We start from the raw sequence: 25235 nt of genomic DNA on the forward strand, positions 1-25235 counted from the left end.
GCCTGTGGTCCTTCACTCCTATCCCCGCACTTCGCGGGCCGCAACCTCCGGCGCCAGCAAACGCCGTAGACATCCCAGACATCTGGAACGTTCCGGTCCGAGACTGCCCTGTGAGATACCCAACTCCCCCGCGATCTCGCGGTAGGTGAGGTCCCGGGGCGAGAGAAGCGCCTGGAGGAGAGGGGAGCAGCGGCCGGGCAGCCGGTGCACCGCCTCGCGCAGGGCCCGGTGCCGGGCGTCGGTGAGGGCGAGCTGCTCGGGGCCGCGGTCGAGGTCGTCGGCGGGGTCGCTCTCGTACGGCTGCTCGCGGCGGGTCGTACGGCGGGTGCGGCGGACCTCGGCGCGGACGGCCCTGCGCAGCCAGCCCTGGGGGTCGGGGGGCGGGCCGTCGGTGGCGAGGTGCTCCAGCAGGCGGAGCCAGACCGCCTGTTCCAGGTCGCCGGGTTCGGTCCCGGTGGCATGCGCCTCGGCGGAGGCCTCCGCGGTGAGGAGCGGGTGCAGGGTGGTGAGCAGGTCGTGCGTCATATGCCACACGATGCGGCCGCCCGGGCGGCTGGTTGCCCGGGCGGCCGACTGTCACTCCAACGGGGACTCAGGCGTTGACGAAGTCCGCGCGGGCCAGCACTCCGGTGTCCGGGTTGTCCGTGAAGACACCGTCGATGCCGGTCGCGAAGTAGGTGCGGAACGCGCCGAAGGAGTCGCCGTAGGCGTCCGCGTCCGTGCCCTTGCGGAAGCTCGTGGGCAGGAAGGGGTTCTCGTTGCGCATGGTGTACGGGTGCAGCACCAGGCCGACCGCGTGGGCGTCCTTCACCAGCGTGGTCGGGGTGGTGAGGTTGCCGGCGGCGTCCTTCGGGATCACCAGGTCGAGGGTCGGGCCGATGCCCTGGGCGTAGCCCGCGATCTCCCGGAGGCCCGCCCGGGTGACCAGGTCGGCGACCGTGCGCGGGTCGCCCGCCTCGACGAAGTCCCAGGGGCGCGAGGTCGCGCCGGACAGCAGCACCACGAGGGGGTTGTCGACCAGCTTGTTCAGGCGCTGGATGCTGCTCGGCTCGAAGGACTGCACGATGACCGGCGAGTTCTTCCGGTCCTTGCCGTGCTTGTGCAGCAGCTTGGCGACCCGCTCCTCCAGGCCCAGGCCCAGCTTGCGGAAGTAGGTGGGGTGCTTGGTCTCGGGGTAGATCCAGACCTGCTTGCCGCGCTTGCGGGTCTGCTCGTCCTGCCACTTCAGGACTTCCTCGAAGGTGGGGATCTCCCAGCGGCCGTTGTAGAGCGTGTTGTGCGGGCGGTTGGCCGGGATGCGCTCGATGGCGCGCAGGGTCTTCAGCTCGGCGAGGGTGAAGTCCTCGGTGAACCAGCCCGTCGTGGAGACGCCGTCGAGGACCTTCGTGGTCTTGCGGCCGGCGAACTCCGGATGGTCGGCGACGTCCGTGGTGCCGCCGATCTCCGGCTCGTGACGGCACACCAGGTGGCCGTCCTTGGTGGGAACGAGGTCGCCCGCCTCGACGATGTCGGCGCCCAGGTCGAGGGCGAGCTGGTAGGAGCCGAAGGTGTGCTCCGGCCGGTAGCCGCTGGCACCGCGGTGCCCGATGATCGTCGGCACGGGCAGGCTCTTCAGGCCCTTGCCGGAGCGGGACGAGTCCGCGGCTCTCGCCGTGCCCGACAGACCGAGGACCGTTCCGGTGGCACCGAGCACGGCGGCGCCGAGGAGCGCCCGCCGTCCGGTTCCGCCCGCGCTCGCCTGCTGGTTCGACTCCTGCGTGCCCTGCGTGCCCTGCGTGCCCATGAGGGGCCTCCTGCCGTCGGCTCGTCCGTGCGGCCCGATCGTAGGGGCGTGGACATGACCGTCGGGAGACCTCGGCCCTAACACGCGGGTGACGGCGGATGGCATGTGCCGTACGGCCATCCGGCCGGTTCCGCGCGGTAGTTCCCTTCGTTCCGGGCAGATGACAAGCAGGCGACGATGCCGCCGTACAGGTAAACGTACGTCAACAGTGCGTAAGACCTGGGTGACCCGATGTGCGTCAGCCCCGCCGCCGCGAGTATCGTCCTCACCTGCACAGACTCATACCGTTTTCCCTTGACATCGGAGGGCTCGTTGTCCCGCTTCGTGCTCATCAAGGCAGTACTCGGACCGGTCATGCGCCTGATGTTCCGCACCCGGGTCGAGGGCGCGGAGCACATCCCTGGCGACGGCCCCGTCATCCTGGCCGGCAACCACCTCACGTTCATCGACTCGATGATCCTGCCGCTCGTGTGCGACCGGCAGGTCTTCTTCATCGGCAAGGACGAGTACGTCACCGGCAAGAGCCTCAAGGGCCGGCTCATGGCCTGGTTCTTCACCGGGGTCGGCATGATCCCGGTGGACCGCGACGGCGGCCGCGGCGGTGTGGCGGCGCTGATGACCGGGCGGCGGGTGCTGGAGGAGGGGAAGGTCTTCGGCATCTACCCCGAGGGCACGCGGTCCCCCGACGGCCGGCTGTACCGGGGGCGGACCGGTATCGCCCGGCTGACGCTGATGACCGGGGCGCCGGTCGTTCCCTTCGCGATGATCGGCACGGACAAGTTGCAGCCGGGCGGGGCGGGGATGCCCCGGCCGGGGCGGGTCACCGTCCGGTTCGGCGAGGCGATGGAGTTCTCCCGGTACGACGGGATGGACCGGGACCGGTATGTGCTGCGGGCCGTGACGGACTCGGTGATGACCGAGGTCATGCGGTTGTCGGGGCAGGAGTACGTGGACATGTACGCCACCAAGGCGAAGGCCGCGTAACGCCTCCGGCGGGGTGCGTTGTCGGGTGCGGGTGCGTTGTGGCTCGTCGCGCAGTTCCCCGCGCCCCTCACGTCGGGGGACTTACCCGGCGTTCTCCAGGCGCTGTCCTCCGAGCAGGAACCACGCCGCCACCGCCGTCGCCAGCAGGACCACCGCGCCCACTCCGGACGCCACGGTCAGGCCGTCGACGAACGCCTCCCGCGCCGACGACAGCATCTCCTCGGCCGTGTTCGGCGACATGTGCCCCGCCGCCTCCACCGCGCCGCCCAGTGACTCGTGCGCCCCTTCCGGCGTGTCCGCAGGGGCCGCGAAGCCCCTGTACACGCCCGTCACGATCGAGCCGAGTACGGCGATGCCGAGGGCCGCGCCGAGTTCGTACGCCGTCTCGGAGACCGCGGACGCCGCTCCCGCCTGGTCCTTGGGCACGGAGCCCAGGATGACGTCGGCGGTCACGGTGAAGGAGAAGCCCGCGCCCACGCCGACCACCAGCAGGGCGGCGCCCAGCAGGGGGTAGCCGGTGGACTGGCCGATCGTCGTCAGGGCCGCCAGCGCGAGGCCGATCGCGGCGAGGCCGCCGGAGACCACGGCCCGTACCGAGAAGCGGCGGGCCGCCCGGCCCGCGATCAGGCCGGCCACCACCGCGCCGACGGCGGCGGGCAGTTCGGCCAGACCGGCCTCGAACGGGCGCCTGCCCTGGACGAGCTGGAGGTACTGGGAGAGGAAGAACACCAGGCCGGACAGACCCAGGATGGTCAGCAGATCGGCCAGGACCGCGCCGCTGAAGCCGCGGTTGCGGAACAGGCGCATGTCCAGCAGGGGGGCCGGCAGGGTCAGCTGGCGGCGGACGAACCCGTACAGCGCGGCCGCGCCCAGCAGGCCCGTGCCGAGCGAGACCCCGGTGAAGCCGTGCGTGGCGGCCTCCTTGACGGCGTAGACGACACCGATCATGCCGACCAGGGACAGCAGCACGCTGGGCAGGTCCCACGGGCCGGGGTTCGGGGTGCGGGACTCGGGGAGCGTCCGGATGCCGACGACGACCAGGACGACCATCACGGGCAGGTTGATGAGGAAGACCGAGCCCCACCAGAAGTGTTCGAGGAGGAAGCCGCCCACGATGGGACCGACGGCGGTGCCGGCGGAGGCGGTCGCGCCCCAGATGCCGACCGCGAGGCTGCGCTCGCGCGGGTCGTGGAAGAGGTTGCGGATCAGGGCGAGGGTGGCGGGCATCAGGGTCGCGCCGGCGACGCCGAGCAGGGCCCGGGCCGCGATCATCGTCTCCGGGGTCGTCGCGTAGGCGTTGAGGACCGATATCAGCCCGAACGCGGTGGCGCCCATGAGCAGGATCCGCTTGCGGCCGATGCGGTCGCCGAGGCTGCCCATCGAGACGAGCAGGCCGGCGATGACGAAGGAGTAGACGTCGCCGATCCAGAGGAGCTGGGTGCCGGAGGGCTCGAGGTCCTCGCTGATGTAGGGGGTCGCGAGACCGAGGACGGTCGCGTCGACGGCCACCAGCAGCACGGCGAGCACGAGGACGGAGAGCGCGAGCCAACGGTCCGGACGCTTCACCGCCCCGGTCGTGGTCGCCGGCCGCAGGGTGCTGGTCATGATTCCTCTATCTGTGATGCGGAACTCTGTGGAGCGGGGTTCTGTGGTGCTGGGCTGTGTGGTGCCGGGTTCTTAGGTGCCGGGCTGTGCGGTGCCGGACTCTGCGCTGCCGGGTTCTGCGCTGCCGGAGGCCTCAGCGCGCCGCCGAGCAGCAGCTCGACGATCATGTGCTGGAAGTCCTTGGGGGCGCCCTTGCCGCTCTGCACCATCCAGGCGCCGGAGGCCAACAGGCCGAACAGCGCCTCGGTGAGCCAGGCGGGCGTGAGGTCGATGCGGAACTCGCCGCTCAGTTGTCCGCGCCGGAACAGGTCCGAGATCCGGTCGTCGATCCGGGTCCAGCCGTGGTGCAGTTCCTCGCCCTCGAACAGCTGGTTCTCGGTGTAGAGGAAGGCGAGCAGGCCGGCGGCCGGTTCGATCTCCTGGACGAGCCGGCGTACGGCGTCGCGCGCGGGGGCCTCGTCCAGCCGCGCCGCGTCCAGAGCGCTCTCGCACTCCGCGATACCGAGGGCCTCCAGGGCCCGCACCAGCGCGTCGCGGCCGGCGAAGTGACGGTGCAGTGTGGCCCGGCTGATCCCGGCCGCCTTGGCGACCTCGTCCATCGTCGCCGTGGATTTGCGGGTCAGCAGGGCCGCGGCAGCACGCAGCACTTGATCACGATCGACAGCCATGAGACAAGAGTAACCCAGATGAGACAGTGATGTCTCACCCTGGGCGTGCGTGCATCACTCAGGCGTGCTCACTGCTCATGGCCGACGGGCCGGCGGATACCTCAGTGCCAGGGCAGGCTGCCGCGCCGCTCCCAGTACGCCCGCGGCTCCTCCGCCAGCCCGGCCAGCCGGTCCACCTGGTCGTCGTCGAGGTCCACGACCGCCGCGTGCAGGTTGGAGGCGAGCTGGGTGGCGGTCGCCGCGCCGGAGAGGACGACGCCGGCCCAGGGCTGCCGCAGGACGAGCGCGAGGGCGACCGCGTCGCAGCCGAGCGACGTCTGTGCCGCCACGGACTTCAGGGCGTCCGGCGCATGGGGCTGCGCGAGGCGCCCGTTGGCCATGCCCTCCTTCACGATCACCGTGAGCCCGGCGTCATGGGCCTCGGCGAGGGCGGGGCCGGCCGAGGTCTCCAGCGCGTTGTACGTCGACTGGACGGTACGGAAGAGGGGCTCGCCGTCGACCGTCACGGCGAGGGCGGCGCGGATGGCGTCGGCCTGGGCGGGGCCGCTGGTGGAGAAACCGACGGTGACGCCCTGCGCGGCAGCCTCGGCCAGCTTCGCGTGGAGTTCCTTGTCGGTGAGGGCGGGACTGTCCGGGGTCACCGAGTGGATCTGGTAGAGGTCGAGCCGGTCGCCGAGCAGTTCCGCCGTCTCGGCGCGCTGCCGTTCGTACGTCGGGAGCCCGTGGTCCTTGACCTCGTGCCGGTCGGCGTCCGTGGTCCAGTCGGCGGTGTAGGTGTAGCCCCACTTGCTGCCGACCACGATGTCGTCCACGTCGGGCCTGATCTTCAGCCAGTCGGCGAGGAACTCCTCGGAACGGCCGTAGGAGCGGGCCGCGTCGAAGTAGCGGACGCCCTGGGCGTAGGCGGCGTCGAGGAGTTCGTGGGTGCGGGCGCGCAGCGTCTCGACGCTGCGCTCCTCTCCGAGGTCGTGGTCCCGGCCGAGGTTGATGTAGCCGGGACGGCCGACGGCGGCGAGACCGAAGCCGATGTGGCAGGTGGGGGTCGTTGCGGTGGCCAGGCGGGCGAAGGGCATCGCGGGCTCCGTAGGGTCGGCTCCGGTTCGGCTCCTGACCAACGTAACCCGTGACGACCTTCGCCCAAGGGCTCGGTTCGTTCGGCGCCCCGGCGGGTGCGGGTGCGCCGTGGGCTTGTCGCGCAGTTCCCCGCGCCCTTTCAGGGCGCCGCGCCTACCGCTTCTTGGCGGTGGCCCACTCGTGCTGAGCCGCCACGTCCGCCTTCACCTCTGCCAGCTGGATCGCCACCGCGCTGGGCGCCGTACCGCCACGGCCGTCGCGGGAGGCGAGGGCACCGGGGACGTTGAGGACGGAGCGCACCTCGGGGGTGAGGTGGGCGGAGATCTTCGCGAACTGCTCGTCGGTGAGGCCGTCGAGCTCCTTGCCGTCGGCCTCGGCGACCTTGACGCACTCGCCTGCGACCTCGTGCGCGACCCGGAACGGCACGCCCTGCTTGACCAGCCACTCGGCGATGTCGGTGGCGAGCGAGAACCCGGCCGGGGCCAGCTCCTCCATGCGCTCGCGGTTGACGGTGAGGGTGGCGACCATTCCGGTGAAGGCGGGGAGAAGGACCTCGAGCTGGTCGCAGGAGTCGAAGACCGGCTCCTTGTCCTCCTGGAGGTCACGGTTGTAGGCGAGCGGGAGGGCCTTGAGGGTCGCCATGAGACCGGTCAGGTTGCCGATCAGGCGGCCCGACTTGCCGCGCGCCAGCTCCGCGATGTCGGGGTTCTTCTTCTGCGGCATGATCGACGAGCCCGTGGAGAACGCGTCGTGCAGCGTCACGAAGGAGAACTCCTTCGTGTTCCAGATGATGATCTCCTCGGAGATCCGGGAGAGGTTCACGCCGATCATCGCGGTGATGAAGGCGAACTCGGCGACGAAGTCGCGGGACGCCGTGCCGTCGATGGAGTTGCCGACGCTGCCGTGCTCGAAGCCGAGGTCCTTCGCCACCGCCTCCGGGTCCAGGCCGAGGGAGGAACCCGCCAGGGCGCCGGAGCCGTACGGCGACACGGCGGTGCGCTCGTCCCACTGACGCAGGCGTTCCGCGTCCCGGGACAGCGACTGCACATGTGCGAGGACATGGTGGGCGAAGAGCACCGGCTGGGCGTGCTGGAGGTGGGTGCGGCCGGGCATCGCCACGTCCGGGTGGGCCTCCGCCAGGCCGATCAGGGCGTCCTGGAGCTCGGCGATCAGGCCGCCGAGAATCCGGGCGTGGTCGCGCAGGTACATCCGGAAGAGGGTGGCGACCTGGTCGTTGCGGGAGCGGCCCGCGCGCAGCTTGCCGCCCAGGTCGGCGCCGAGGCGCTCCAGGAGGCCGCGCTCCAGAGCGGTGTGGACGTCCTCGTCGGCGATGGTGCCCACGAAGGAACCGTCGGCGACATCCGCCTCGAGCCGGTCGAGGCCCGCGATCATCCGGGACAGCTCGTCCTCGGTGAGCAGGCCCGCCTTGTGCAGCACGCGCGCGTGGGCACGCGAACCGGCGATGTCGTAGGGCGCGAGGCGCCAGTCGAAGTGGACGGAGGCGGACAGCTTCGCCAGGGCCTCGGCGGGACCGTCGGCGAAACGACCGCCCCAGAGCCTTACGTCACCGCTGTTGCTGCTCACTTGTGTTGCTCCTCACCACTGCGCTCCACGACATGCATGAGTATGCAGTGCTCTGCATGATTCGTCAATTCGACCCCGGGTGGCCGTACGGTTCCGGATCCCGAGAAGTTTTTGAAAGGAGTTTGAACGACAGCAACCGCTTACCCGTACTCACGACTGAACGCCGGCGCCGCGTTTGTACACCCACTCCTGACCCAAGTGAGGCATCCGCATGTCCAGGGCTCTTCCGAAGTACAACAAGCGTCGCGTGGTGGTCATCGGCGCGGCCGTCGCTCTGGCGCTGTCCGGCGCGGTCGTCGTCAATTCCGCCCTCGCCGGGGAGTCGTCCAAGAGCAGCGGCTCCACCGACGCCAAGACGCTCGCCAGCCCCGGCACCATCTCGTGCCCGGACGTGGCCTCCCAGCTCCCCGCGATCCCCGCCTCCGCGCAGGCCGAGGTCGACCGCAACCTGGCCCTGCTCCAGACGCAGATCGACGAGGCCAACAAGCGGCTGGTCGACACCGTGGGCCAGGGCGGGGCGAACTTCGTGCAGAACGCGATCCTCGGCCCGCTGGAGGACAAGCGGGTGTCCACGATCGACCGCATCGCCATCTCGATCGGCCGCCAGGGCACCAAGCCGCAGGGCCTCGACGCGCTCGCACCGTGCGCCCTCGACGCGGGCGGCGTCGCGGACACCGGCGAGGACACCGGCGAGGACGCCGCCGCGGGCGACGAGGCCGAGGCCACCCCCGGCGCGGAGGAGACCGCCGCCGAAGGAGCGGGCGACGGCGCGGCGGAGACGGGCGACGACACCGGCGCCGACGCGGCCGGCGTGGGCACCATCAGCTGCCCGGACGTCGCCTCGCAGCTCCCCGCGATCCCCGCCTCCGCGCAGGCCGAGGTCGACCGCAACCTGGCCCTGCTCCAGACGCAGATCGACGAGGCCAACACCCGCCTCCAGAACACGGTCGGCCAGGGTGGCGCCAACTTCGTGCAGAACGCGATCCTCGGCCCGCTGGCCGACAAGCGGGTGTCCACGATCGACCGCATCGCCATCTCGATCGGCCGCAAGGGCACCAAGCCGCAGGGCCTCGACGCCCTGGCCGCCTGCACGTTGAACAAGTGACGTGACAGGCACGGTGGCCGCCCCGAGAAGCGCCGGCCGGGGCGGCCGCTGTGGCGTGTTCACACCCCACGCATTTCGTTATTTCCTTAGACACACGAAAGGCTTTCCCGGATAATCGTTAGACATGGGAAAGACCTACGAGCGCATCGACGGCAGGCTCCGCACGTTCATCGAGGAGCAGCCCCTCTTCTTCACCGCCACCGCCCCCCTGTCCGGCGACGGCACGGTGAACCTCTCCCCCAAGGGCCTCAAGGGCTCGTTCGCCGTTCTCGACGAGCTCACCGTGGCGTATCTCGACTTCGCCGGCTCCAACGCGGAGACCATCGCACACCTGCGGGAGAACGGCCGGATCACACTGATGTGGTGCGCCTTCCAGGGGCCGCCGAACATCGTGCGGGTGCACGGCCGCGGCGAACCCGTCTTCCGCGACGACCCCCGGTTCCCGGAGCTCCTCGCCCGCTTCGCGGACCTGGACCCGACCCCGCACGGCTTGCGCGCGATCATCGTCGTGCACGCCGAACTCGTGCGGGACACCTGCGGGTACGCGGTGCCCTTCATGACGTACGACGAGGACCGCGAGCTGCACGCCAAGCGGTTCGCGCGGGAGGACGACGAGTCGCTCAGCGCGTACTTCGCGAAGAAGGAGTACATCGCCACGAGCATGGACGGACTGCCCGGACTGCCGTTGCCGCTGAGTCCGATTTGACGTGCATATGCTGTCTGTACAGACAGTCAACACTTGGGCTCCTTGGGGTATTTGACGGAATTCCCCCTTCCGCCGCACTCGTCCCCTAGCGTGGCTCACGCCTGCGCGCTGTCGCGCAGGCGTGAACTCATGGGGGAAACATGTTCCGACCCGCACGCGAACCACAGAGCAAACGCCATGTCCGCTCCTCGTTCTACGTCGTAGGCGAGGGCATCCTCGCCGAGTCCCGGGACGGCGGTCCGGTGGAGCCGCTGGCCGCCTCCACCGTGGCGGACCTGCGCAAGTTCCGCTTCTCCCGGCTGGGCCCCCGCTCCAGGCCGGCCCAGCAGCTCGACCGGAACACCCGCATCGAGCTGGCCAAGGCGATGACGGACCCCGAGCGGGACCAGCCCGACCAGCCGGGGGTCCCGTCGGGGTTCACCTATCTCGGCCAGTTCGTGGACCACGACCTCACCCTGGACGCCACCGCGGTGCGCCTGGAGGACGAGATCACGGTGCGCCAGCTCCTTCAGGGCCGCTCCCCGGCCCTCGACCTCGACTCCCTCTACGGCCTCGGGCCCGACCACCGCTTCGACCGCCGGTTCTACGAGGACGACGGGATCCGGCTGAAGTCCGGCACGACCCAGGGCATACCGAACGACCCCTCCATCGTGGGCCGCCCCCTCACCGGGTTCGACCTGCCCAGGCAGGGCTCGGGCTCGCTGAAGTCCGAGCGGCGCCGGGCGCTGATCCCGGACCCGCGCAACGACGAGAACCTGGTCGTCGCCCAGGTCCACGCCGCCTTCATCCGGTTCCACAACCGGGTGGTGGCCGACCTGGTCGGCAAGGGCGTGTCGAGCGCGGTCCTCTTCGAGTCGGCACGCGAGACGGTCGTCAAGCACTACCAGTGGATGCTGCGCCACGACTTCCTGCGCAGGATCGTCGACCCCGAGATCGTCGAGGACGTGTTCGGCAACGGCCGCCGGGTGTTCGAGCCCTCGCCGGGCGAGTACGACCTGCCGACCATGCCGATCGAGTTCTCCGTGGCCGCCTACCGGCTGGGGCACAGCATGGTCCGCGGCCGCTACAACTGGAACCGGATCTTCGACCGGGGCCGGGGCACGCTCGAGCTCCTGTTCCAGTTCAGCGGCACCAGCGGCATCCTGTCGCCGCCTCCCGCCGACCCGGCGGACCCTGAGTCGGGCGACTTCGAGCGTCTGCCCACCAACTGGATCGCCGACTTCCGGCGGCTGTTCGCCTTCCAGGAGGCGGTGCCGGAGCGGACCGACCTCCTCGTGCCCGAGGCGCAGTTCAACCTCGCCAAGCGGATCGACACCCTGCTGGTCGACCCGCTCGCCAACCTGCCGCTCGGCTCCTTCGGCGGACGCGGTCAGGCCAAGCCCCCGGAGGCCGAGCTGAACCTCGCCTTCCGCAACCTCACCCGGGCCTCGATGCTGCGACTCGCCACCGGACAGCAGATGGTCGAGCACTTCATCGACCGCAAGGTCGACGTGGAACCGCTGACCGCGGCCGACTTCGCGCAGGGCGGCGGCGCACAGCTCTCCGCCGGGCTCGCGGAAACGGTCGCCAAGCACACCCCGCTGTGGTTCTACATCCTGCGTGAGGCCGAGGTGAGGGGCGACGGCAAGCTGACCGGCGTCGGAGGCCGCATCGTCGCCGAGGTGTTCCACCGGGCCATCGAGGGCAGCCGGCACTCCATCGTGCGCGACCCGTTCTGGCGTCCGTTCCTCAGCCCGGTCGGGGAGCGCAACTCCCAGGACGTCTTCGAGATGACCGACCTGCTGCTGTACGCCTTCGAGGGACGGGCGGACCAGCTCAACCCGCTGGGTCCGGTGACCTGAGCGGCCGGTGCGGGTGGGCCGGCGCCTCGCACGGTCGGCCCACCCGGCCTGCCGGTGCCGCCACCCGCGCTTAGCGTCTGATCATGCGCCCTCGTGCCGTCGCCACCGCCCTCGTCTGCGCGTCCCTCGGCCTGCTCGGTGCCGCTCCGGGCACCGGGGCCGCCAAGCCGCTGCCCGCGCGGATGGCGGACACCGGCGGCGGCACCCAGCTGATCACCGCCGTGGCCCCGAGCGCCGGTTCCACCTCGGGCACGCTCACCTGGTGGGACCTGCGGAACGGGCGGTGGGTGCCGGCCGGTTCCACGCCGGCCCGGTTCGGCGCGAAGGGCCTGGTCGAGGGCGCCTCACGCCGGCAGGGCACGAACACGACACCGACAGGCCTGTACGGCCTCCCCTACGCCTTCGGCATCCGGTCGGCGCCGCGCGGGACGTCATACGTCTACCGCCCGGTACGCCAGGGCTCCTGGTGGTGCCAGGACAACACGTCCCGCGCCTACAACCGGTGGACCGAGCCGCGTCCCGCGGACTGCCGCGCGGCCGAGTCCGAGCACCTGGTCACGTACCGCGCGCAGTACGCGTACGCGCTGGTCATCGGCTTCAACTACGGCAAGCCGGTGCGCGGCCGCGGGGCGGGAATCTTCCTGCACGTCAACGGACGCGGGGCGACGGCCGGTTGTGTGTCGGTGCCGGCGGGGGCGATGCGGCGGCTGCTGGCGTGGGCCCGGCCGGGGAAGCGACCGCACATCGCGATCGGCACGACGGGCGGCCGGACGGCGATCACCCGGTACTGAGCGGCCTCGCGACGATTTCCGGTGGTCGCGTCCGGTGACGCTCTCCGCGGATCGCTGAACACTCCGCCACCGTGGCCCGTATCTGAGGGCCAAGGGTCCGTATCCACGGAGGAACAGTGACCACGACGATCGCCGGCGGCCGTGCCGCCCGCCGCCAGACGATGCGCCGCATCCGCCCGCGCCGCTCCCCGGCCGTCCCGTTGCTGCTCGCCGTATGGGCGGGCGCGGCGGGTGTGCTGTGGCTGTGGTGGGCCAACACGCCGAACATCGCGGACGACAACAGCAGGATCCTCAACGCGGGACGGATCACCGGGCTGCTCGCCGGGTACCTGATGGCGCTGGTGGTGCTCCAGATGGCACGGGTGCCCGCGCTGGAGCGGCGGGTGGGCTCGGACCGGGTCGCGCGCTGGCACGCGATGAGCGGCCGGTACACGCTCTGCCTGGTCTTCGCGCATGTGTTCCTGATCATGTGGGGGTACGCGCTTCAGGCAGGCAAGACGCTGGGGGACATCGTCCAGCAGACGATCGACTCCATCAACCAGCTGCCGGACATGGGCAAGGCGGCGATCGGCACCGGTCTGTTCCTGCTCATCGGGCTGGTGTCGATCGGACCCGTGCGCCGCCGGATGCCGTACGACACCTGGTACCACATCCATCTGATGACGTACGCGGCCGTGTTCCTGACGTTCTGGCACCAGATCACCTCCGGCAACGACTTCGCGATCGAGCCGACCGCGAAGACCGTCTGGTACGCGCTGTACGGGTCGGTCACCGCGCTGGTCGTCTGGTACCGCGTCATCGTCCCGGTCCGGCTGAACCTGCGGCACCGGCTGCGCGTCGAGGCGGTCATCGAGGAGACGCCGGGCATCGTGTCGGTGCTGATCGGCGGGCGCAAGCTGCACCGGATGGGCGCGGAGGCCGGGCAGTTCTTCCGGTGGCGGTTCATGGCGCCGGGGATGCGGTTCAGCTCCCACCCGTACTCGCTGTCGGCGGCCCCCCGTCCGGACCTCCTGCGGATCACCGTCAAGGCGATCGGCGACCACAGCGCGGCGCTGCGTGAGCTGACGCCCGGCACGAAGGTGTGGGCCGAGGGTCCGTACGGTGCGATGACGGCGTCCCGGCGCAGCCGCGGCAAGGTGCTGCTGGTGGCCGGCGGGGTCGGCATCACGCCGATGCGGGCGCTGTTCGAGACGCTGCCGGGCGGGGCCGGTGACATCACCCTCCTCTACCGGGCCAACAGCACGCAGGATCTGGCGCTGTGGGACGAGCTGGCGAAGATCGCCGACGAGCGTGGGGCGCGGCTGATGTACGCCGTCAACAGCCCCGACGGGGAGCGCCCCGACATCTCGGCGGAGTCCCTCCAGCGGAAGATCCCCGACATCGACAGCCACGACGTCTTCATGTGCGGACCCAACGGCTTCGCCCAAGGGGTGTACGAGGCGCTGCGCGGCGCCGGGGTCCCCGCCCGCCGCATCCACCACGAGTCGTTCGAGATGTGAGCGACCCGTACTCACGGGAACCTCGCCACCAACGGGAATCAGGAGCTCAGGAGAGATGAGGAAGAACCACCCTCTTCGGCGCGTCGTACTGGCCACCGCCGCCACTGTGTCCGGGGTCGTGCTGCTGCTGTCGCTGAAGCCGTCGTCCGACCCGGGCGCGGCCCAGGCGGCGGGCGCGGGTGCGGCGGCGCAGGAAGCGGCGCAGGGCGGGTCCGGGGCGGTCGTGTCGGGGACGATGACCGGTGACGCGGCGCAGACGCAGTACGGGGCTGTGCAGGTCCGGATCACCGTCGTCAACAACAAGATCACCAAGGCGGAGGCGGTCCAGGCACCCAAGGGCGGCACCAGCGACCAGAAGACCGCGCTCGCCGTCCCGAAGCTCAACGCCGATGTGGTCGCCAAGCAGAGCCCGGACATCGACACGGTGTCGGGTGCCACGTACACCAGCGAGGGCTACAAGAAGTCCCTCCAGTCGGCGATCGACAAGGCGAACGCGAGCGCCGGGTCCGGGTCCGGGTCCTCCCAGGGCTCCGGCAGCGCGCAGGCGTCCGGCACCTTCACCGGGGACGCGGCCCAGACGCAGTACGGCGCGGTCCAGGTCCGGATCACGGTCGCGGGCGGGAAGATCACCAAGGCCGAGGCCGTCCAGGCACCCAAGGGCGGCACCAGCGACCAGAAGACCGCGCTCGCCGTCCCCAAGCTCAACGCGGCGGCCGTCGCGGCCGGCAGCGCCGACATCGACACCGTCTCCAGCGCGACCTACACGAGTGAGGGCTACAAGAAGTCCCTCCAGTCGGCGCTGGACAAGGCCAAGGCGACCGCGGGTTCGTCGTCCGGGTCGGGCGACGCGGGGGCCTCTTCGGGGGCCGCGCAGGCCAAGACCGTCACCGGCAGCGTCGCGCAGACCCAGTACGGCGCCGTCCAGGTCCGGATCACGGTCGCCGGCGGGAAGATCACCAAGGCCGAGGCCGTCCAGGCACCCAAGGGCGGCACCAGCGACCAGAAGACCGCGCTGGCCATCCCGAAGCTCAACGCGGCGGCCGTCGCCGCCGGCAGCGCCGACATCGACACCGTCTCCAGCGCGACCTTCACCAGCGAGGGCTACAAGAAGTCCTTGCAGTCGGCGCTGGACCAGGCCGGTGGCTGACACCGTGGCCGAGTCGGCGGCGGCCCCCGCCGTGCTGCGTCACGCGGAGGAGGTCATGGGGACCGTCTTCTCCTTCGACGTCCGCGGCGGGGAGCCCGAGGCGGTGCGGGCGGCGCTGGAGGAGGCGATCGCCTCGCTGCACCGGGTGAACGAGGTGTTCAGCACCTACCGCGAGGACAGCCAGGTGTCCCGGCTGGTACGCGGTGAGCTGACCGTCGAGGAGTGCGATCCGGAAGTGGCCGAGGTGCTGGAGCTGGGCGCCGAGGCGGAGCGGGTGAGCGACGGCTGGTTCAGCATGCGCTACCAGGGCCGGCTCGACCCCACCGGCATCGTGAAGGGCTGGGCCGCCGAGCGCGCGGCCCGGCTGGTCGCGGCGGCGGGTGTGAGCGGGGTGAGCGTCAACGGCGGCGGGGACGTGCAGTTGCTGGGCGTCCCCGGGCCCGAGCGGCCGTGGCGGGTCGGGGTGTCGGACCCGCTGCGCCCCGGCGGTCTCGCCGCGGTGGTCTCGGCGGCGGGAGCGGACGAACTGGCGGTTGCGACCTCCGGTACGGCAGAGCGGGGCGCCCATATCGTGGATCCGCGAACGGGCCGCTCCGCGGTGACCGACCTGGTCGCCGTGACGGTGGTGACCCCCCAGCTGACCTGGGCGGACTGCTGGGCGACAGCCGCGTTCGCGATGGGCTCGCGGGAGGCGCTGGGCTGGCTGGAGTCCCTGCCGGACGTGGAGGCGCTGCTGATCACGGCGGGCGACGAGGTGCGCTGCACGGGAGGCCTGGCCGGCCGGCTCGGCTGAGCTGTGGCCGGCCGGAAGTGGGTGGCGCCAACCCGGCGCCGATGGGCTGCCGCCGCGCCCCGTGCGGCCCCGGGCGGCACGGATGGGCGCGGTTTACGACGGCAGCTGAGCGGCGCGCGGGAGTGCGGCTCCCCGAGGGAGTGGGGCCGTGTCGATATGTGGCTCCGCCGCGTGGGCGCGACCGGCCCCCGCTCACCCACAGTCGGCGAACAACCCGAAGAAACCCCCTCGGCGAACGATCAGTGACCGTTCTGAGCAAGCCGCAGCAGGTGATCGGCCAAAGCCTGCCCGCCCGTCGGCTCACGGCTGATCAGCAGCAGGGTGTCGTCACCCGCGATCGTCCCGAGGATGTCGTGCAGCTCGGCCTGGTCGATCGCCGAGGCGAGGAACTGGGCCGCACCCGGCGGGGTACGCAGCACCACGAGGTTGGCGGACGCCTCCGCGGAGATCAGCAGCTCCTGCGACAACCGCCGCATCCGCTCTTCCTTCGCCGACTCCCCCAGCGGTACCCGGGGGGTCCGGAAACCCCCCTCACTGGGCACCGCGTAGATCAGGTCGCCGTCGTTGTTGCGGATCTTCACCGCGTTCAGCTCGTCCAGGTCCCGCGACAGCGTCGCCTGGGTGACGCTCAGCCCGTCGTCGGCCAGCAGTTTCGCCAACTGGCTCTGCGACCGCACCGGTTGCCGGTTGAGGATGTCCACGATCCGGCGGTGACGCGCGGTACGGGTCTGCGGCACGGCGGGGCCGCCCGCGCCCGGCTGCTCATGGTCCTGCGCCTGACTCATCGTCGTCTCATTCTCCGGTTCTCCGGATCGTCACTCTCCGCTCGCCGCGGCTGCGTCGAGGATTCCGGGCAGCGCCCCGAGGAACGCCTCCACCTCGTCGTCGCCGAGGTTCAGCGGCGGCATCAGCCGGACGACGTCGGGGGCGGGCACGTTCACCAGGAATCCGGCCTCCTGAGCCGCCGCCCGCACCTGGGGCGCGCGGGGCTCGGTGAGCACGATACCCAGGAGCAGGCCCGCTCCCCGGACATAATCGATCAACGAGTGGCCCGCACCCTCGATTCCGGTCCGCAACTTCTCGCTCTGCCGCTTGACGTTCTCCAGCAACCCCTCGTTCTCGATGGTGTCGAGAACGGCTAGTCCGGCGGCGCAGGCGACGGGGTTGCCGCCGAAGGTGGTGCCGTGGTGGCCGGGCTGAAGCAGCTCGGCGGCCCGCCCGAAGGCGATCGTCGCGCCCAGCGGCAGTCCGCCGCCGAGGCCCTTGGCCAGCGTCACGACGTCCGGCAGGACACCCTCGTGGGCCTGGTACTCGAACCAGTGCCCGGTCCGGCCGACGCCGGTCTGCACCTCGTCGAGGACCAGCAGGGCGCCGGTCGCGGCGGTGATCGCGCGGGCGGCCTTGAGATAGCCGACGGGCGGCACCACGACACCCAGTTCGCCCTGGATCGGCTCGAGGACGACGAGCGCCGTCTCCTCGGTGACCGCGGCGGCCAGCGCCTGCGCGTCGCCGAACGGCACATGGGTGACGTCGCCGGGCAGCGGCAGGAACGGGTCCCGCTTGCCGGGCTGGCCGGTGAGCGCGAGGGCGCCCATGGTCCGGCCGTGGAAGGCGCCCTCGGTGGCGACGACGTGGGTCCGTCCGGTCAGCCGGCCGATCTTGAAGGCGGCCTCGTTGGCCTCGGCGCCCGAGTTGCAGAAGAAGACCCTGCCGTCCCGGCCGAAGTGCTGGAGCAGCCGTTCGGCGAGCGTGACGGTCGGCTCGGACATGAAGAAGTTGGAGATGTGGCCGAGGGAGCCGATCTGCCGGCTCACGGCCTCGACGACGGCCGGGTGGGCGTGGCCGAGCGCGTTGACCGCGATACCGCCGACGAAGTCGAGGTACTCCTTGCCGTCGGCGTCCCAGACCCGGCTGCCCGCGCCGCGCACGAGGGGCAGCAGCGGGGTGCCGTAGTTGTTCATGAGCGCGCCCTGCCACCGCGCGGTCAGTTCCTCGTTGCTCATGACGGCTCCCCCTGTGCGTCCGGCTGTGCGGCCGGCTCTGCGTGCGGCTTCTCGTCGGGCACGACCATCGTGCCGATGCCCTCGTCGGTGAAGATCTCCAGCAGGATCGAGTGCTGGACCCGCCCGTCGATGACGCGGGCGGTGTTCACGCCGTTGCGTACGGCGTGCAGACAGCCCTCCATCTTCGGGACCATCCCGGAGCTCAGCTCCGGCAGCAGCTTCTCCAGTTGGGAAGCGGTGAGGCGGCTGATCACCTCGTCGCTGTTCGGCCAGTCCTCGTAGAGGCCCTCGACGTCCGTGAGGACCATGAGGGTTTCGGCGCCAAGTGCCGCAGCGAGTGCCGCAGCCGCCGTATCAGCATTGACGTTGTAGACATGTCCGTCGTCCTGGGAGCGGGCGATCGACGAGACGACCGGGATGCGGCCGTCGGCGAGCAGCGCCTCGATGGCGCCCGTGTCGATCGCGGTGATCTCGCCGACCCGCCCGATGTCGACCAACTCGCCGTCGATCTCGGGCCGGTGCTTGGTGGCGGTGATGGTGTGCGCGTCCTCGCCGGTCAACCCGACGGCGAGCGGCCCGTGTTGGTTCAGCAGCCCGACCAGCTCGCGCTGGACCTGTCCGGCGAGCACCATCCGTACGACGTCCATGGCGTCCTCGGTGGTGACCCGCAGACCGGCCTTGAACTCGCTGACGATGCCGTGCTTGTCGAGGGCGGCGCTGATCTGCGGGCCGCCGCCGTGCACGACGACGACATGGAGGCCGGCGTGCCGCAGGAAGACGACGTCCTGGGCGAAGGCGGCCTTCAGGTCCTCGTCGATCATGGCGTTGCCGCCGAACTTGATGACGACCGTCCTGCCGTTGTGCCGGGTCAGCCAGGGCAGCGCCTCGATGAGGATCTGGGCCTTGGGCAGGGCGGTGTGCTTACGAGTAGTGCTCATGACGAGTACGCGCTGTTCTCGTGGACGTAGTCGGCGGTGAGGTCGTTGGTCCAGATGGTGGCCGTCTCGGAGCCGGCGGCGAGGTCGGCGACGATGTGCACCTCGCGGTAGCGCATGTCGACCTTCTCGCGGTCCTCTCCTACGCCACCGTTCTTGCAGACCCAGACGCCGTTGATGGCGACGTTGAGCCGGTCGGCCTCGAAGACGGCCCCCGTCGTGCCGATCGCGGAGAGGACCCGGCCCCAGTTGGGGTCCTCGCCGTGGATCGCGCACTTGAGGAGGTTGTTGCGGGCGATGGAGCGGCCCACCTCGACGGCGTCGTCCTCGCTCGCCGCGTTGACGACCTCGATCTTGATGTCCTTGCTGGCGCCCTCGGCGTCCCGGATCAGCTGCTGACCGAGGTCGTCGCAGACGGTCCGTACGGCGGCGGCGAACTCCTCGTACCCCGGGGCGACTTCGGAGGCGCCGGAGGCGAGCAGCAGCACGGTGTCGTTGGTCGACATGCAGCCGTCGGAGTCGACGCGGTCGAAGGTGACCTTGGTGGCGGCGCGCAGCGCCTTGTCCAGGGTCTCGCTGTCGAGGTCGGCGTCGGTGGTGAGGACGACCAGCATCGTGGCGAGGCCGGGGGCGAGCATGCCCGCGCCCTTGGCCATGCCGCCGACGGTCCAGCCGTCCTTGGAGACGACGGACGTCTTGTGGACGGTGTCGGTGGTCTTGATGGCGATGGCGGCCTTCTCGCCGCCGTGCTCGGAGAGTTGACCGGCGGCGGTCTCGACCCCCGGCAGCAGCTTGTCCATCGGGAGCAGGACGCCGATGAGCCCGGTGGAGGCGACGGCGACCTCACCCGCGCCCAGACCCAGCACCTCGGCGACCTTCTCGGCGGTCGCGTGCGTGTCCTGGAAGCCCTTCGGCCCCGTACAGGCGTTGGCGCCGCCGGAGTTGAGGATCACGGCGGACAGCCGGCCGCTCTTGAGGACCTGCTCGGACCACAGCACGGGCGCGGCCTTGACACGGTTGGACGTGAAGACGCCGGCGGCCGCGCGGCGGGGCCCGTCGTTGACCACGAGGGCCAGGTCCGGGTTGCCGTTCTGCTTGATCCCGGCGGCGATGCCCGCCGCCGTGAATCCCTTGGCTGCCGTGACGCTCACGGTGCGACTCCGATCGTGGAAAGCCCGGTGCTCTCGTCGAGTCCGAGGGCGATGTTCATGCTCTGGAGGGCGCCGCCCGCGGTGCCCTTGGTCAGGTTGTCGATGGCGCTGATGGCGATGATCCGGCCTACGGCGGCGTCGTACGCGACCTGCACCTGAACGGCGTTGGAACCGTGGACGGACGCCGTGGCGGGCCACTGCCCCTCGGGGAGCAGGTGCACGAAGGGCTCGTCGGCGAAGGCCTTCTCGTAGGCGACGCGGACGGAGTCGGCGGTGACGCCGGGCTTGGCCTTGGCGCTGCACGTGGCGAGGATGCCGCGGGACATCGGCACGAGGGTGGGCGTGAAGGAGACGGAGACCGGCTCCCCCGCCGCCGCACTCAGGTTCTGGATCATCTCGGGTGTGTGCCGGTGGACGCCGCCGACGCCGTACGGGGAGACGGAGCCCATGACCTCGGAGCCCAGCAGATGCGTCTTGGGCGACTTGCCTGCGCCCGAGGTGCCGGAGGCGGCGACGATCACGGCCTCCTGCTCGGCCAGGCCCGCCGCGTACGCCGGGAAGAGCGCGAGCGAGACGGCCGTGGGGTAGCAGCCCGGGACCGCGATGCGCTTGGACCCCGTGAGCGCCGCGCGGCCGCCCGGCAGCTCGGGGAGGCCGTAGGGCCAGGTCCCGGCGTGCGCGGAGCCGTAGAAACGCTCCCAGTCGCCCGCGTCCGTCAGCCGGAAGTCGGCGCCCATGTCGACGACGAGCACCTCCGGGCCGAGCTGCTCGGCGACGGCGGCGGACTGGCCGTGCGGCAGGGCGAGGAAGACGACATCGTGGCCGGCGAGGACCTCGGGGGTGGTCTCCTGGAGGACCCGGTCGGCCAGCGGCAGCAGGTGCGGCTGGAGTGCGCCCAGTCGCTGGCCCGCGTTGGAATTGCCGGTCAGGGCGCCGATCTCGATCTCGGGGTGCGTGAGGAGCAGGCGCAGCAGCTCTCCGCCCGCGTACCCGCTCGCTCCGGCCACCGCCGCACGTACCACCATGACACTCCTCCTCCTGGATGGCATGACTATACGTTTCGCTGCACGTTTATGCAATCCATGCAGGGGCGGGGCCCGGAGCGATCTTTGCCCAGGCCGTGGGGCTGCGTAACCTCGACCCGGTGATCGCCATGACACCGATAACCAGCCTGGACCTGACCGGCTTCACCGAGCGTGAGCCGGGGGTGTGGACCGACGCGGCGGGACTCGTCCTGTCGGTCCACTTCTTCCCGCTGATCCCGGACCTGCCCGCCCCGCTGCACGAGCCGCAGCGGCTCGGGGCAGGGCTCGCGCAGCTCGTGGCCGGGGCCGGTGGCGGGCTGATCGAGGCGGCGCCCGGCTCCGTGGACGGCGTCCCGGCGGTGCGCCAGCTGGTCAAGATGCCGCTGGGCAGCCGGCCCGGGCAGGCGTTCCTCGGCTCCTGGACCGTGCCCAGGGCAGGGTCCAGCACGGTCGTGAAGGTGCAGGCCGCCGAGGGCGCCACGACCGGGATGCGGGAGGCCATGATCATGGCGCAGGTGGGCCCGGCCGAGTACTTCCGGCCCCACCCCTACGCGGGCGGACAGCCGGGCGGCCTGCCGTACCACGTCGGCGACCACGAACAGTGGGACGCCCGGTTCCCCGACCATCCGCTCACCCTCGTGCGCGCGGCTCTGCACCGAATCACGCCCACGATCACCTTCGACGACCGCTTCAAGGCCCTGCCGCCGTTCGGCGGGCCGGCCGCCCCGCAGTCGCTGCCCCACCTGCCGCCGCCCAAGCGCGGCTGGTTCCGGCGCCGCAAGGACGCCTGAGGGGCATGGGAGGCCCGGCGGGTGCGGGCCTCCGTCGCCCGCACCCGCCGGAATCCGCTATCGCTGCCTGATCCTCAGGAAGGTGATCGAGTTCGCCGGGAAGGTGTAGGTGAACTCGCGGGCCACCCCGGTGAAGGTGGAGGTCACCGGTGCGACCGGGGTCTCGGTCTCGGTGTTGATCGCGTCCGGCGCGGCGGCCAGCGTGGTCACCTTCGCCTTGGACGCGACCTTGGCGCCACCGAGGTCGATCGCCGTACGGGCGTCCGTGGACTGGGCGTTGACGACCTTGACGATCAGATCGCCGGTCTTCTTGTCCTTGGTGACGACCTGGCGGAACGGCTCGGCCGGCTTGTCGTCGGTGAAGCTGCCCCATTCCTGGCCGTCGAGGTAGAGGGTGACCTGGCGGCCCCGCACCTTGACGTCGATGTCGTAGGCGCGGCCCGTCTCGACGGACCCGGCCTTGGAGATCAGCGTCGACTTGCCGCCGTCCACGGCCTGCTCGACGGCGGACTGGGTGTTGTTCCAGCCGCCGAGGTTCCACCAGTAGTAGTTGCCGGTGTCCTTGACGCCGAAGGCGACGAGGAAGCCCTCCTTGCCGGACTTCTTGGTGGCCTTCACATGCAGGTCGTAGTCGTGCCAGCCGGCGTCACCGGCCGAGACCATAGTGTTCTCGGCGGCGGTGTCGGTCTGCACGTACTGCCCGTCCTGGAGCGACCAGCTGCCGCCGCCCGTGTGCGTCCACTTCGAGGCGTCGCCGGAGAAGTCGTCGCTCAGCAGCGCGGTGCCGGCCGCGTCGGTCACCTTCACATCGTCGTACGCCGCGCTGGTGGCCCAGGTCGACAGGCCGACGGCGCCGGTGACGGGGCCCTGGAGGGACGGGGTCCCGGTGGCCGTCGACGGCACCACCCGGTCGCCGACGTTCGTCATGAACAGCTTCTGGACTTCGTAGTTGGCCGAGTTCCAGGAGGCGTGGTTGTTGAGCCACACCATGTCCGGGCTCCACTGCACATAGTCCTCGTTCGCGAACAGCGGCGCGTAGGAGGCGAGCTTGACGACGTCCGCGTTGCGCTCGAGGCCGGTCATGAAGGCCGCCTCGGCCAGCCCGTTCTTGAAGGCGTTGCCCCAGGAGGCGTACTCGCCGAGGAAGACCTTGGGGCCGCTGCGGTCGTAGGTGTCGTAGCGGTCGTTGTTCTGGAGGAACCACTGCGGGCTGTTGTAGTAGTGCTCGTCGACCATCGCGACATCCGCGTCCCGGTTGAGCTGCCAGGCCGTGTCGAAGGTCGAACCCGCGTCGTCGGGACCGGAGTTGGAGATCACGGTGATGTCCGGGTACTTCGCCTCGATCGCGGCGCGGAACTGCTCGAAGCGGGCGAAGAACTCGACGGGCAGGTTCTCCTCGTTGCCGACCTCGAGGTGCGTGAGATGGAAGGGCATGGGGTGACCCATCCGGGCGCGCTTCCTGCCCCAGGTGGAGGTGACCGGGCCGTTGGCGAACTCGACCAGGTCCAGGGTGTCCTGGATGTGGCGCTTCAGGAGCGCGTCGTCGACGACGGCCTTGTTCTGGCCGCAGCCGGTCACCAGAGCCGGCACGACGGGCAGCGGCATCGCGCCGATGTCCTCGGCGAGGCGGAAGTACTCGTAGTAGCCGAGGCCGTAACTCTGGTTGTAGCCCCAGAAGTTGGAGTTGGTGGCGCGCTCCTCGACGGGTCCGACGGTGTCCTTCCACTGGTAGGAGCGGGCGCGCTGCCAGCCGGAGGCCTCGCTGTAGTCCTGCATGGAGCCGGTGTTGACCAGACAGCCGCCGGGGAAGCGCACGAAGCCCGGGTCCAGGGCGGCGATCTTCTCGGCGAGGTCCTTGCGCAGGCCGTTGGGCTCGCTCCGGTAGGTGTCACGGGGGAACAGGGACACCATGTCGAGGGCGGCCGCGGCCGAGGAGGCCACCGACAGGCGACCGTCACTGCTGGTGCGGGCTGCGGTGAAGGCCGCCCGGTACTGGACCCAGCCGCCCCTGCGGACGGCGACCTTGCGGGCGGTGGCCAGCGCGCCGTCGGCGTCCTGGAGGCTCACGGTGAGGGTGCTGCCGCTCTCGGCGCGAGCCCACACCGAGAAGTCGTACTTCTTGCCCTGCTCGACCCGGACACCGGTGTTGTAGCCGGCGTTGGTCACGGAAGAACCGGCGGCCAGGGAGAGGTAGTTGCGGTTGCGGTCGTTGAGACGGCCGGCGTCGTCCAGGACCTGCGCGGTGCCGTCGACCGTCCAGGAGGTCAGCGGGGTGTACGACCGGTTGTCGACGGTGGAGTACTCGAAGGACCGGTTCTGCACGAGTTCGGCGTACAGGCCGCCGTCGGCCGCCCGGTTGATGTCCTCGAAGAAGACGCCGTACATCGTGTCGTCGATCTTCGCGCCCTTGGCGGTGGGATCGACGGTGATGGCGTAGTCGGTCACGGTCTCGGCGTGCGCCGGGGCGGGGACGAGGGCGGTGGCCGTCAGGAGGGCGGTGGTGGTGAGACCCAGTCTCCAGCGGGTGCGGGTGGTGCTGCGTGACATGAATACTCCGCGGCTCGGTAAGGCGAGTTGTTCGAAATATCAGACGGTGATCAGCACTTCGAACGGCAAGATAAGGAGGGGGCCAGGACGCGTCAATGGGGCGTGCAGCAGCGAAAGTGTCGGAAGCGAGGAACGCATGGACGAGTTCCGGCCAGTACCGGACGCCCTGGCCTACCTCCGGGGAAGCTGGCGGGTCACCCGGTCGGTACGGGACCGGACGAGCGGCGCCGAGGGCCGCTTCGACGGGGTCACGGTGTTCAGCGCACTGGACGAGGGCGGGGGCGGGGGCGGGGGCGGGAACGAGGGCGGGCTGCTGCACCGGGAGTCCGGTACGTTCGTCTGGCTCGGGGTCCCCCGGCCCGCCGAGCGCACCCTGCGCTTTCTGCCGGGGCCGACGCCCGGCACGGCGGACGTACGGTTCGCCGACGACCGCCCCTTCCACGACCTGGACCTGACGACCGGGCGGCACATCGCCGACCACCCCTGCTCCGCCGACCTCTACCGGGGCGAGTTCACCGTCCGGGACGCGGACCACTGGCGGACGGCCTGGCGCGTGGCGGGCCCCGCCAAGGATCTGCTGCTCACCACCGACTACGCGCGGGTGGGCTGAGCCGAGGCCCCTTCGAGGCGGAGGTTCCAGCGACCGGCCCGGCCGGTGACGGTGGTCGTCGACAGCGGACGCACATCGATGTTCCAGTACGTCGCGGGCGGCGCCTTCAGCGCGTACACCAGGGCCGCGCGGATCACGCTCGGCTCGGCGACGGCGACGATGCGGCCGCCGTCGCCCACCGGCCGGGTGTCGAGCCAGCCGGCGACCCGGGAGATGAACGCCAGCAGCGACTCACCGCCGTGCGGGGTGGCGAGCGGGTCGGCGAGCCAGGCGTCCACCGCCTCCGGCTCGCGGGCCATCGCCTCGCCCAGCGTGAAACCGCGCCAGCGGCCCATGTCGCAGTCCCGCAGGGCGAGCTGCACCAGCGGGGCGTAGCCGAGGGCGTCCCCGGTGGCACGGCTGCGCGGGGTCGGTGAGCAGTAGCGCAGCTCGGCGGCCGCGAGCGGCAGCAGAGCGTCGGCCACGCGCAGCACCTCAGCCCAGCCGTCCTGGTCCAGCGGCCGGTCGTCCTCGAAGCGTTCCGCGAGCAGCGAGGAGCTGCGAGCGGCGGCGACGAACGTGACCCGAAGTGGCATGCGGTGATGGTGAGCCGC

The 25235-nt window shown here is 70.9% G+C and carries 22 protein-coding genes and 1 pseudogene; 10 read left to right on the forward strand and 13 right to left on the reverse strand.

The features are described from left to right. Nucleotides 1-18: 18 nt before the first annotated feature. Complete coding sequence (locus G9272_RS09750; RefSeq protein ID WP_171396176.1) at nucleotides 19-525, reverse strand: RNA polymerase sigma factor; 507 nt, start codon at nucleotides 523-525, stop codon at nucleotides 19-21. A 67-nt stretch (nucleotides 526-592) separates the two neighbouring features. Beyond that, a complete protein-coding gene (locus tag G9272_RS09755; RefSeq protein WP_171396177.1) occupies nucleotides 593-1783 on the reverse strand; it encodes a glycerophosphodiester phosphodiesterase in 1191 nt (396 codons plus the stop codon). 312 nt (nucleotides 1784-2095) lie between these two features. On the opposite strand from G9272_RS09755, the gene G9272_RS09760 reads away from it, so the two are divergent. Beyond that, nucleotides 2096-2767, forward strand: a complete 672-nt coding sequence (locus tag G9272_RS09760; RefSeq protein ID WP_171401927.1) for a lysophospholipid acyltransferase family protein — start codon at nucleotides 2096-2098, stop codon at nucleotides 2765-2767. Nucleotides 2768-2848: 81 nt separating this feature from the next. On the opposite strand, the gene G9272_RS09765 is transcribed toward G9272_RS09760, so the two are convergent. From G9272_RS09765 to argH, 4 genes and pseudogenes are all read right to left on the reverse strand, one after another. Then, nucleotides 2849-4372, reverse strand: a complete 1524-nt coding sequence (locus G9272_RS09765; RefSeq protein WP_171396178.1) for an MFS transporter — start codon at nucleotides 4370-4372, stop codon at nucleotides 2849-2851. Between the two features lie 122 nt (nucleotides 4373-4494). After that, nucleotides 4495-5040, reverse strand: a pseudogene (locus tag G9272_RS09770) (TetR/AcrR family transcriptional regulator); the annotation flags it as partial. A gap of 101 nt (nucleotides 5041-5141) precedes the next feature. Then, nucleotides 5142-6113 carry an aldo/keto reductase gene (locus G9272_RS09775; protein WP_171396180.1) on the reverse strand — a complete coding sequence of 324 codons (972 nt, stop codon included), beginning with the start codon at nucleotides 6111-6113 and terminating at the stop codon, nucleotides 5142-5144. Nucleotides 6114-6267: 154 nt separating this feature from the next. After that, on the reverse strand, nucleotides 6268-7698 hold the full coding sequence (gene argH / locus G9272_RS09780) for an argininosuccinate lyase (protein WP_171396181.1): 1431 nt from the start codon (nucleotides 7696-7698) through the stop codon (nucleotides 6268-6270). Between the two features lie 211 nt (nucleotides 7699-7909). Between argH and G9272_RS09785 the strand changes: the two genes are divergently transcribed. The 7 genes from G9272_RS09785 to G9272_RS09815 all read left to right on the forward strand — a co-directional run bounded on the left by G9272_RS09785 (nucleotide 7910) and on the right by G9272_RS09815 (nucleotide 15580). Beyond that, nucleotides 7910-8803 (forward strand): hypothetical protein, encoded by an 894-nt coding sequence (locus G9272_RS09785; RefSeq protein WP_171396182.1) that lies wholly within the window; start codon nucleotides 7910-7912, stop codon nucleotides 8801-8803. Between the two features lie 124 nt (nucleotides 8804-8927). Next, nucleotides 8928-9509 (forward strand): pyridoxamine 5'-phosphate oxidase family protein, encoded by a 582-nt coding sequence (locus G9272_RS09790; RefSeq protein ID WP_171396183.1) that lies wholly within the window; start codon nucleotides 8928-8930, stop codon nucleotides 9507-9509. A gap of 140 nt (nucleotides 9510-9649) precedes the next feature. Beyond that, on the forward strand, nucleotides 9650-11350 hold the full coding sequence (locus G9272_RS09795) for a peroxidase family protein (RefSeq protein ID WP_171396184.1): 1701 nt from the start codon (nucleotides 9650-9652) through the stop codon (nucleotides 11348-11350). Nucleotides 11351-11433: 83 nt separating this feature from the next. Next, the gene (locus tag G9272_RS09800; protein WP_171396185.1) at nucleotides 11434-12141 is read left to right on the forward strand and encodes a L,D-transpeptidase family protein; all 708 of its coding nucleotides are present in this window, start codon (nucleotides 11434-11436) and stop codon (nucleotides 12139-12141) included. A 116-nt stretch (nucleotides 12142-12257) separates the two neighbouring features. Continuing rightward, nucleotides 12258-13640, forward strand: coding sequence for a ferredoxin reductase family protein (locus G9272_RS09805; protein WP_171396186.1), 1383 nt, complete (start codon nucleotides 12258-12260; stop codon nucleotides 13638-13640). A 55-nt stretch (nucleotides 13641-13695) separates the two neighbouring features. Continuing rightward, nucleotides 13696-14787: an FMN-binding protein gene (locus tag G9272_RS09810; RefSeq protein WP_171396187.1), complete on the forward strand. Its 1092-nt coding sequence runs from the start codon at nucleotides 13696-13698 to the stop codon at nucleotides 14785-14787. Next, on the forward strand, nucleotides 14780-15580 hold the full coding sequence (locus G9272_RS09815) for an FAD:protein FMN transferase (RefSeq protein WP_253267764.1): 801 nt from the start codon (nucleotides 14780-14782) through the stop codon (nucleotides 15578-15580). The genes G9272_RS09810 and G9272_RS09815 overlap by 8 nt, the downstream gene beginning before the upstream one ends. A 239-nt stretch (nucleotides 15581-15819) precedes the next feature. Here G9272_RS09815 and G9272_RS09820 read toward each other — a convergent pair whose 3' ends face one another. From G9272_RS09820 to argC, 5 genes are read right to left on the reverse strand one after another with little or no spacing between them, the layout of a single operon-like run. After that, complete coding sequence (locus tag G9272_RS09820; RefSeq protein ID WP_171396188.1) at nucleotides 15820-16365, reverse strand: arginine repressor; 546 nt, start codon at nucleotides 16363-16365, stop codon at nucleotides 15820-15822. A 30-nt stretch (nucleotides 16366-16395) separates the two neighbouring features. Next, the gene (locus tag G9272_RS09825) at nucleotides 16396-17583 is read right to left on the reverse strand and encodes an acetylornithine transaminase (RefSeq protein WP_171396189.1); all 1188 of its coding nucleotides are present in this window, start codon (nucleotides 17581-17583) and stop codon (nucleotides 16396-16398) included. Beyond that, nucleotides 17580-18521 (reverse strand): acetylglutamate kinase, encoded by a 942-nt coding sequence (gene argB / locus G9272_RS09830; RefSeq protein WP_020132359.1) that lies wholly within the window; start codon nucleotides 18519-18521, stop codon nucleotides 17580-17582. Before argB ends, G9272_RS09825 begins: the two co-directional genes overlap by 4 nt. Then, nucleotides 18518-19669: a bifunctional glutamate N-acetyltransferase/amino-acid acetyltransferase ArgJ gene (gene argJ / locus G9272_RS09835; RefSeq protein WP_171396190.1), complete on the reverse strand. Its 1152-nt coding sequence runs from the start codon at nucleotides 19667-19669 to the stop codon at nucleotides 18518-18520. Before argJ ends, argB begins: the two co-directional genes overlap by 4 nt. Next, nucleotides 19666-20694 (reverse strand): N-acetyl-gamma-glutamyl-phosphate reductase, encoded by a 1029-nt coding sequence (argC, locus tag G9272_RS09840; protein ID WP_171396191.1) that lies wholly within the window; start codon nucleotides 20692-20694, stop codon nucleotides 19666-19668. The genes argJ and argC overlap by 4 nt, the downstream gene beginning before the upstream one ends. 128 nt (nucleotides 20695-20822) lie before the next feature. On the opposite strand from argC, the gene G9272_RS09845 reads away from it, so the two are divergent. Beyond that, complete coding sequence (locus tag G9272_RS09845; protein WP_171396192.1) at nucleotides 20823-21485, forward strand: hypothetical protein; 663 nt, start codon at nucleotides 20823-20825, stop codon at nucleotides 21483-21485. 57 nt (nucleotides 21486-21542) lie between these two features. On the opposite strand, the gene G9272_RS09850 is transcribed toward G9272_RS09845, so the two are convergent. Continuing rightward, nucleotides 21543-24032 carry an alpha-L-arabinofuranosidase C-terminal domain-containing protein gene (locus G9272_RS09850; protein WP_171396193.1) on the reverse strand — a complete coding sequence of 830 codons (2490 nt, stop codon included), beginning with the start codon at nucleotides 24030-24032 and terminating at the stop codon, nucleotides 21543-21545. A gap of 136 nt (nucleotides 24033-24168) precedes the next feature. Between G9272_RS09850 and G9272_RS09855 the strand changes: the two genes are divergently transcribed. Beyond that, nucleotides 24169-24642: a DUF6314 family protein gene (locus tag G9272_RS09855; RefSeq protein WP_171396194.1), complete on the forward strand. Its 474-nt coding sequence runs from the start codon at nucleotides 24169-24171 to the stop codon at nucleotides 24640-24642. Here G9272_RS09855 and G9272_RS09860 read toward each other — a convergent pair. Next, a complete protein-coding gene (locus G9272_RS09860; RefSeq protein ID WP_171396195.1) occupies nucleotides 24624-25217 on the reverse strand; it encodes a histidine phosphatase family protein in 594 nt (197 codons plus the stop codon). The two genes, G9272_RS09855 and G9272_RS09860, sit on opposite strands and share 19 nt — an antisense overlap. Nucleotides 25218-25235 lie beyond the last annotated feature (18 nt).

It is taken from the genome of Streptomyces asoensis (assembly GCF_013085465.1).
GTDB classification, from domain to species: domain Bacteria; phylum Actinomycetota; class Actinomycetes; order Streptomycetales; family Streptomycetaceae; genus Streptomyces; species Streptomyces cacaoi_A.

Excerpts from the sequence above, each read along its gene's own strand:
- G9272_RS09810 (WP_171396187.1), top strand. The coding sequence starts at position 13,696 with ATGAGGAAGAACCACCCTCTTCGGCGCGTCGTACTGGCCACCGCCGCC.
- argC (WP_171396191.1), bottom strand. The coding sequence starts at position 20,694 with ATGGTGGTACGTGCGGCGGTGGCCGGAGCGAGCGGGTACGCGGGCGGA.
- G9272_RS09750 (WP_171396176.1), bottom strand. The coding sequence starts at position 525 with ATGACGCACGACCTGCTCACCACCCTGCACCCGCTCCTCACCGCGGAG.
- G9272_RS09775 (WP_171396180.1), bottom strand. The coding sequence starts at position 6,113 with ATGCCCTTCGCCCGCCTGGCCACCGCAACGACCCCCACCTGCCACATC.
- G9272_RS09755 (WP_171396177.1), bottom strand. The coding sequence starts at position 1,783 with ATGGGCACGCAGGGCACGCAGGGCACGCAGGAGTCGAACCAGCAGGCG.
- argB (WP_020132359.1), bottom strand. The coding sequence starts at position 18,521 with ATGAGCACTACTCGTAAGCACACCGCCCTGCCCAAGGCCCAGATCCTC.
- G9272_RS09795 (WP_171396184.1), top strand. The coding sequence starts at position 9,650 with ATGTTCCGACCCGCACGCGAACCACAGAGCAAACGCCATGTCCGCTCC.
- G9272_RS09825 (WP_171396189.1), bottom strand. The coding sequence starts at position 17,583 with ATGAGCAACGAGGAACTGACCGCGCGGTGGCAGGGCGCGCTCATGAAC.
- G9272_RS09785 (WP_171396182.1), top strand. The coding sequence starts at position 7,910 with ATGTCCAGGGCTCTTCCGAAGTACAACAAGCGTCGCGTGGTGGTCATC.
- G9272_RS09855 (WP_171396194.1), top strand. The coding sequence starts at position 24,169 with ATGGACGAGTTCCGGCCAGTACCGGACGCCCTGGCCTACCTCCGGGGA.
- G9272_RS09860 (WP_171396195.1), bottom strand. The coding sequence starts at position 25,217 with ATGCCACTTCGGGTCACGTTCGTCGCCGCCGCTCGCAGCTCCTCGCTG.
- G9272_RS09845 (WP_171396192.1), top strand. The coding sequence starts at position 20,823 with ATGACACCGATAACCAGCCTGGACCTGACCGGCTTCACCGAGCGTGAG.
- G9272_RS09850 (WP_171396193.1), bottom strand. The coding sequence starts at position 24,032 with ATGTCACGCAGCACCACCCGCACCCGCTGGAGACTGGGTCTCACCACC.
- G9272_RS09820 (WP_171396188.1), bottom strand. The coding sequence starts at position 16,365 with ATGAGTCAGGCGCAGGACCATGAGCAGCCGGGCGCGGGCGGCCCCGCC.
- G9272_RS09790 (WP_171396183.1), top strand. The coding sequence starts at position 8,928 with ATGGGAAAGACCTACGAGCGCATCGACGGCAGGCTCCGCACGTTCATC.
- G9272_RS09800 (WP_171396185.1), top strand. The coding sequence starts at position 11,434 with ATGCGCCCTCGTGCCGTCGCCACCGCCCTCGTCTGCGCGTCCCTCGGC.
- G9272_RS09765 (WP_171396178.1), bottom strand. The coding sequence starts at position 4,372 with ATGACCAGCACCCTGCGGCCGGCGACCACGACCGGGGCGGTGAAGCGT.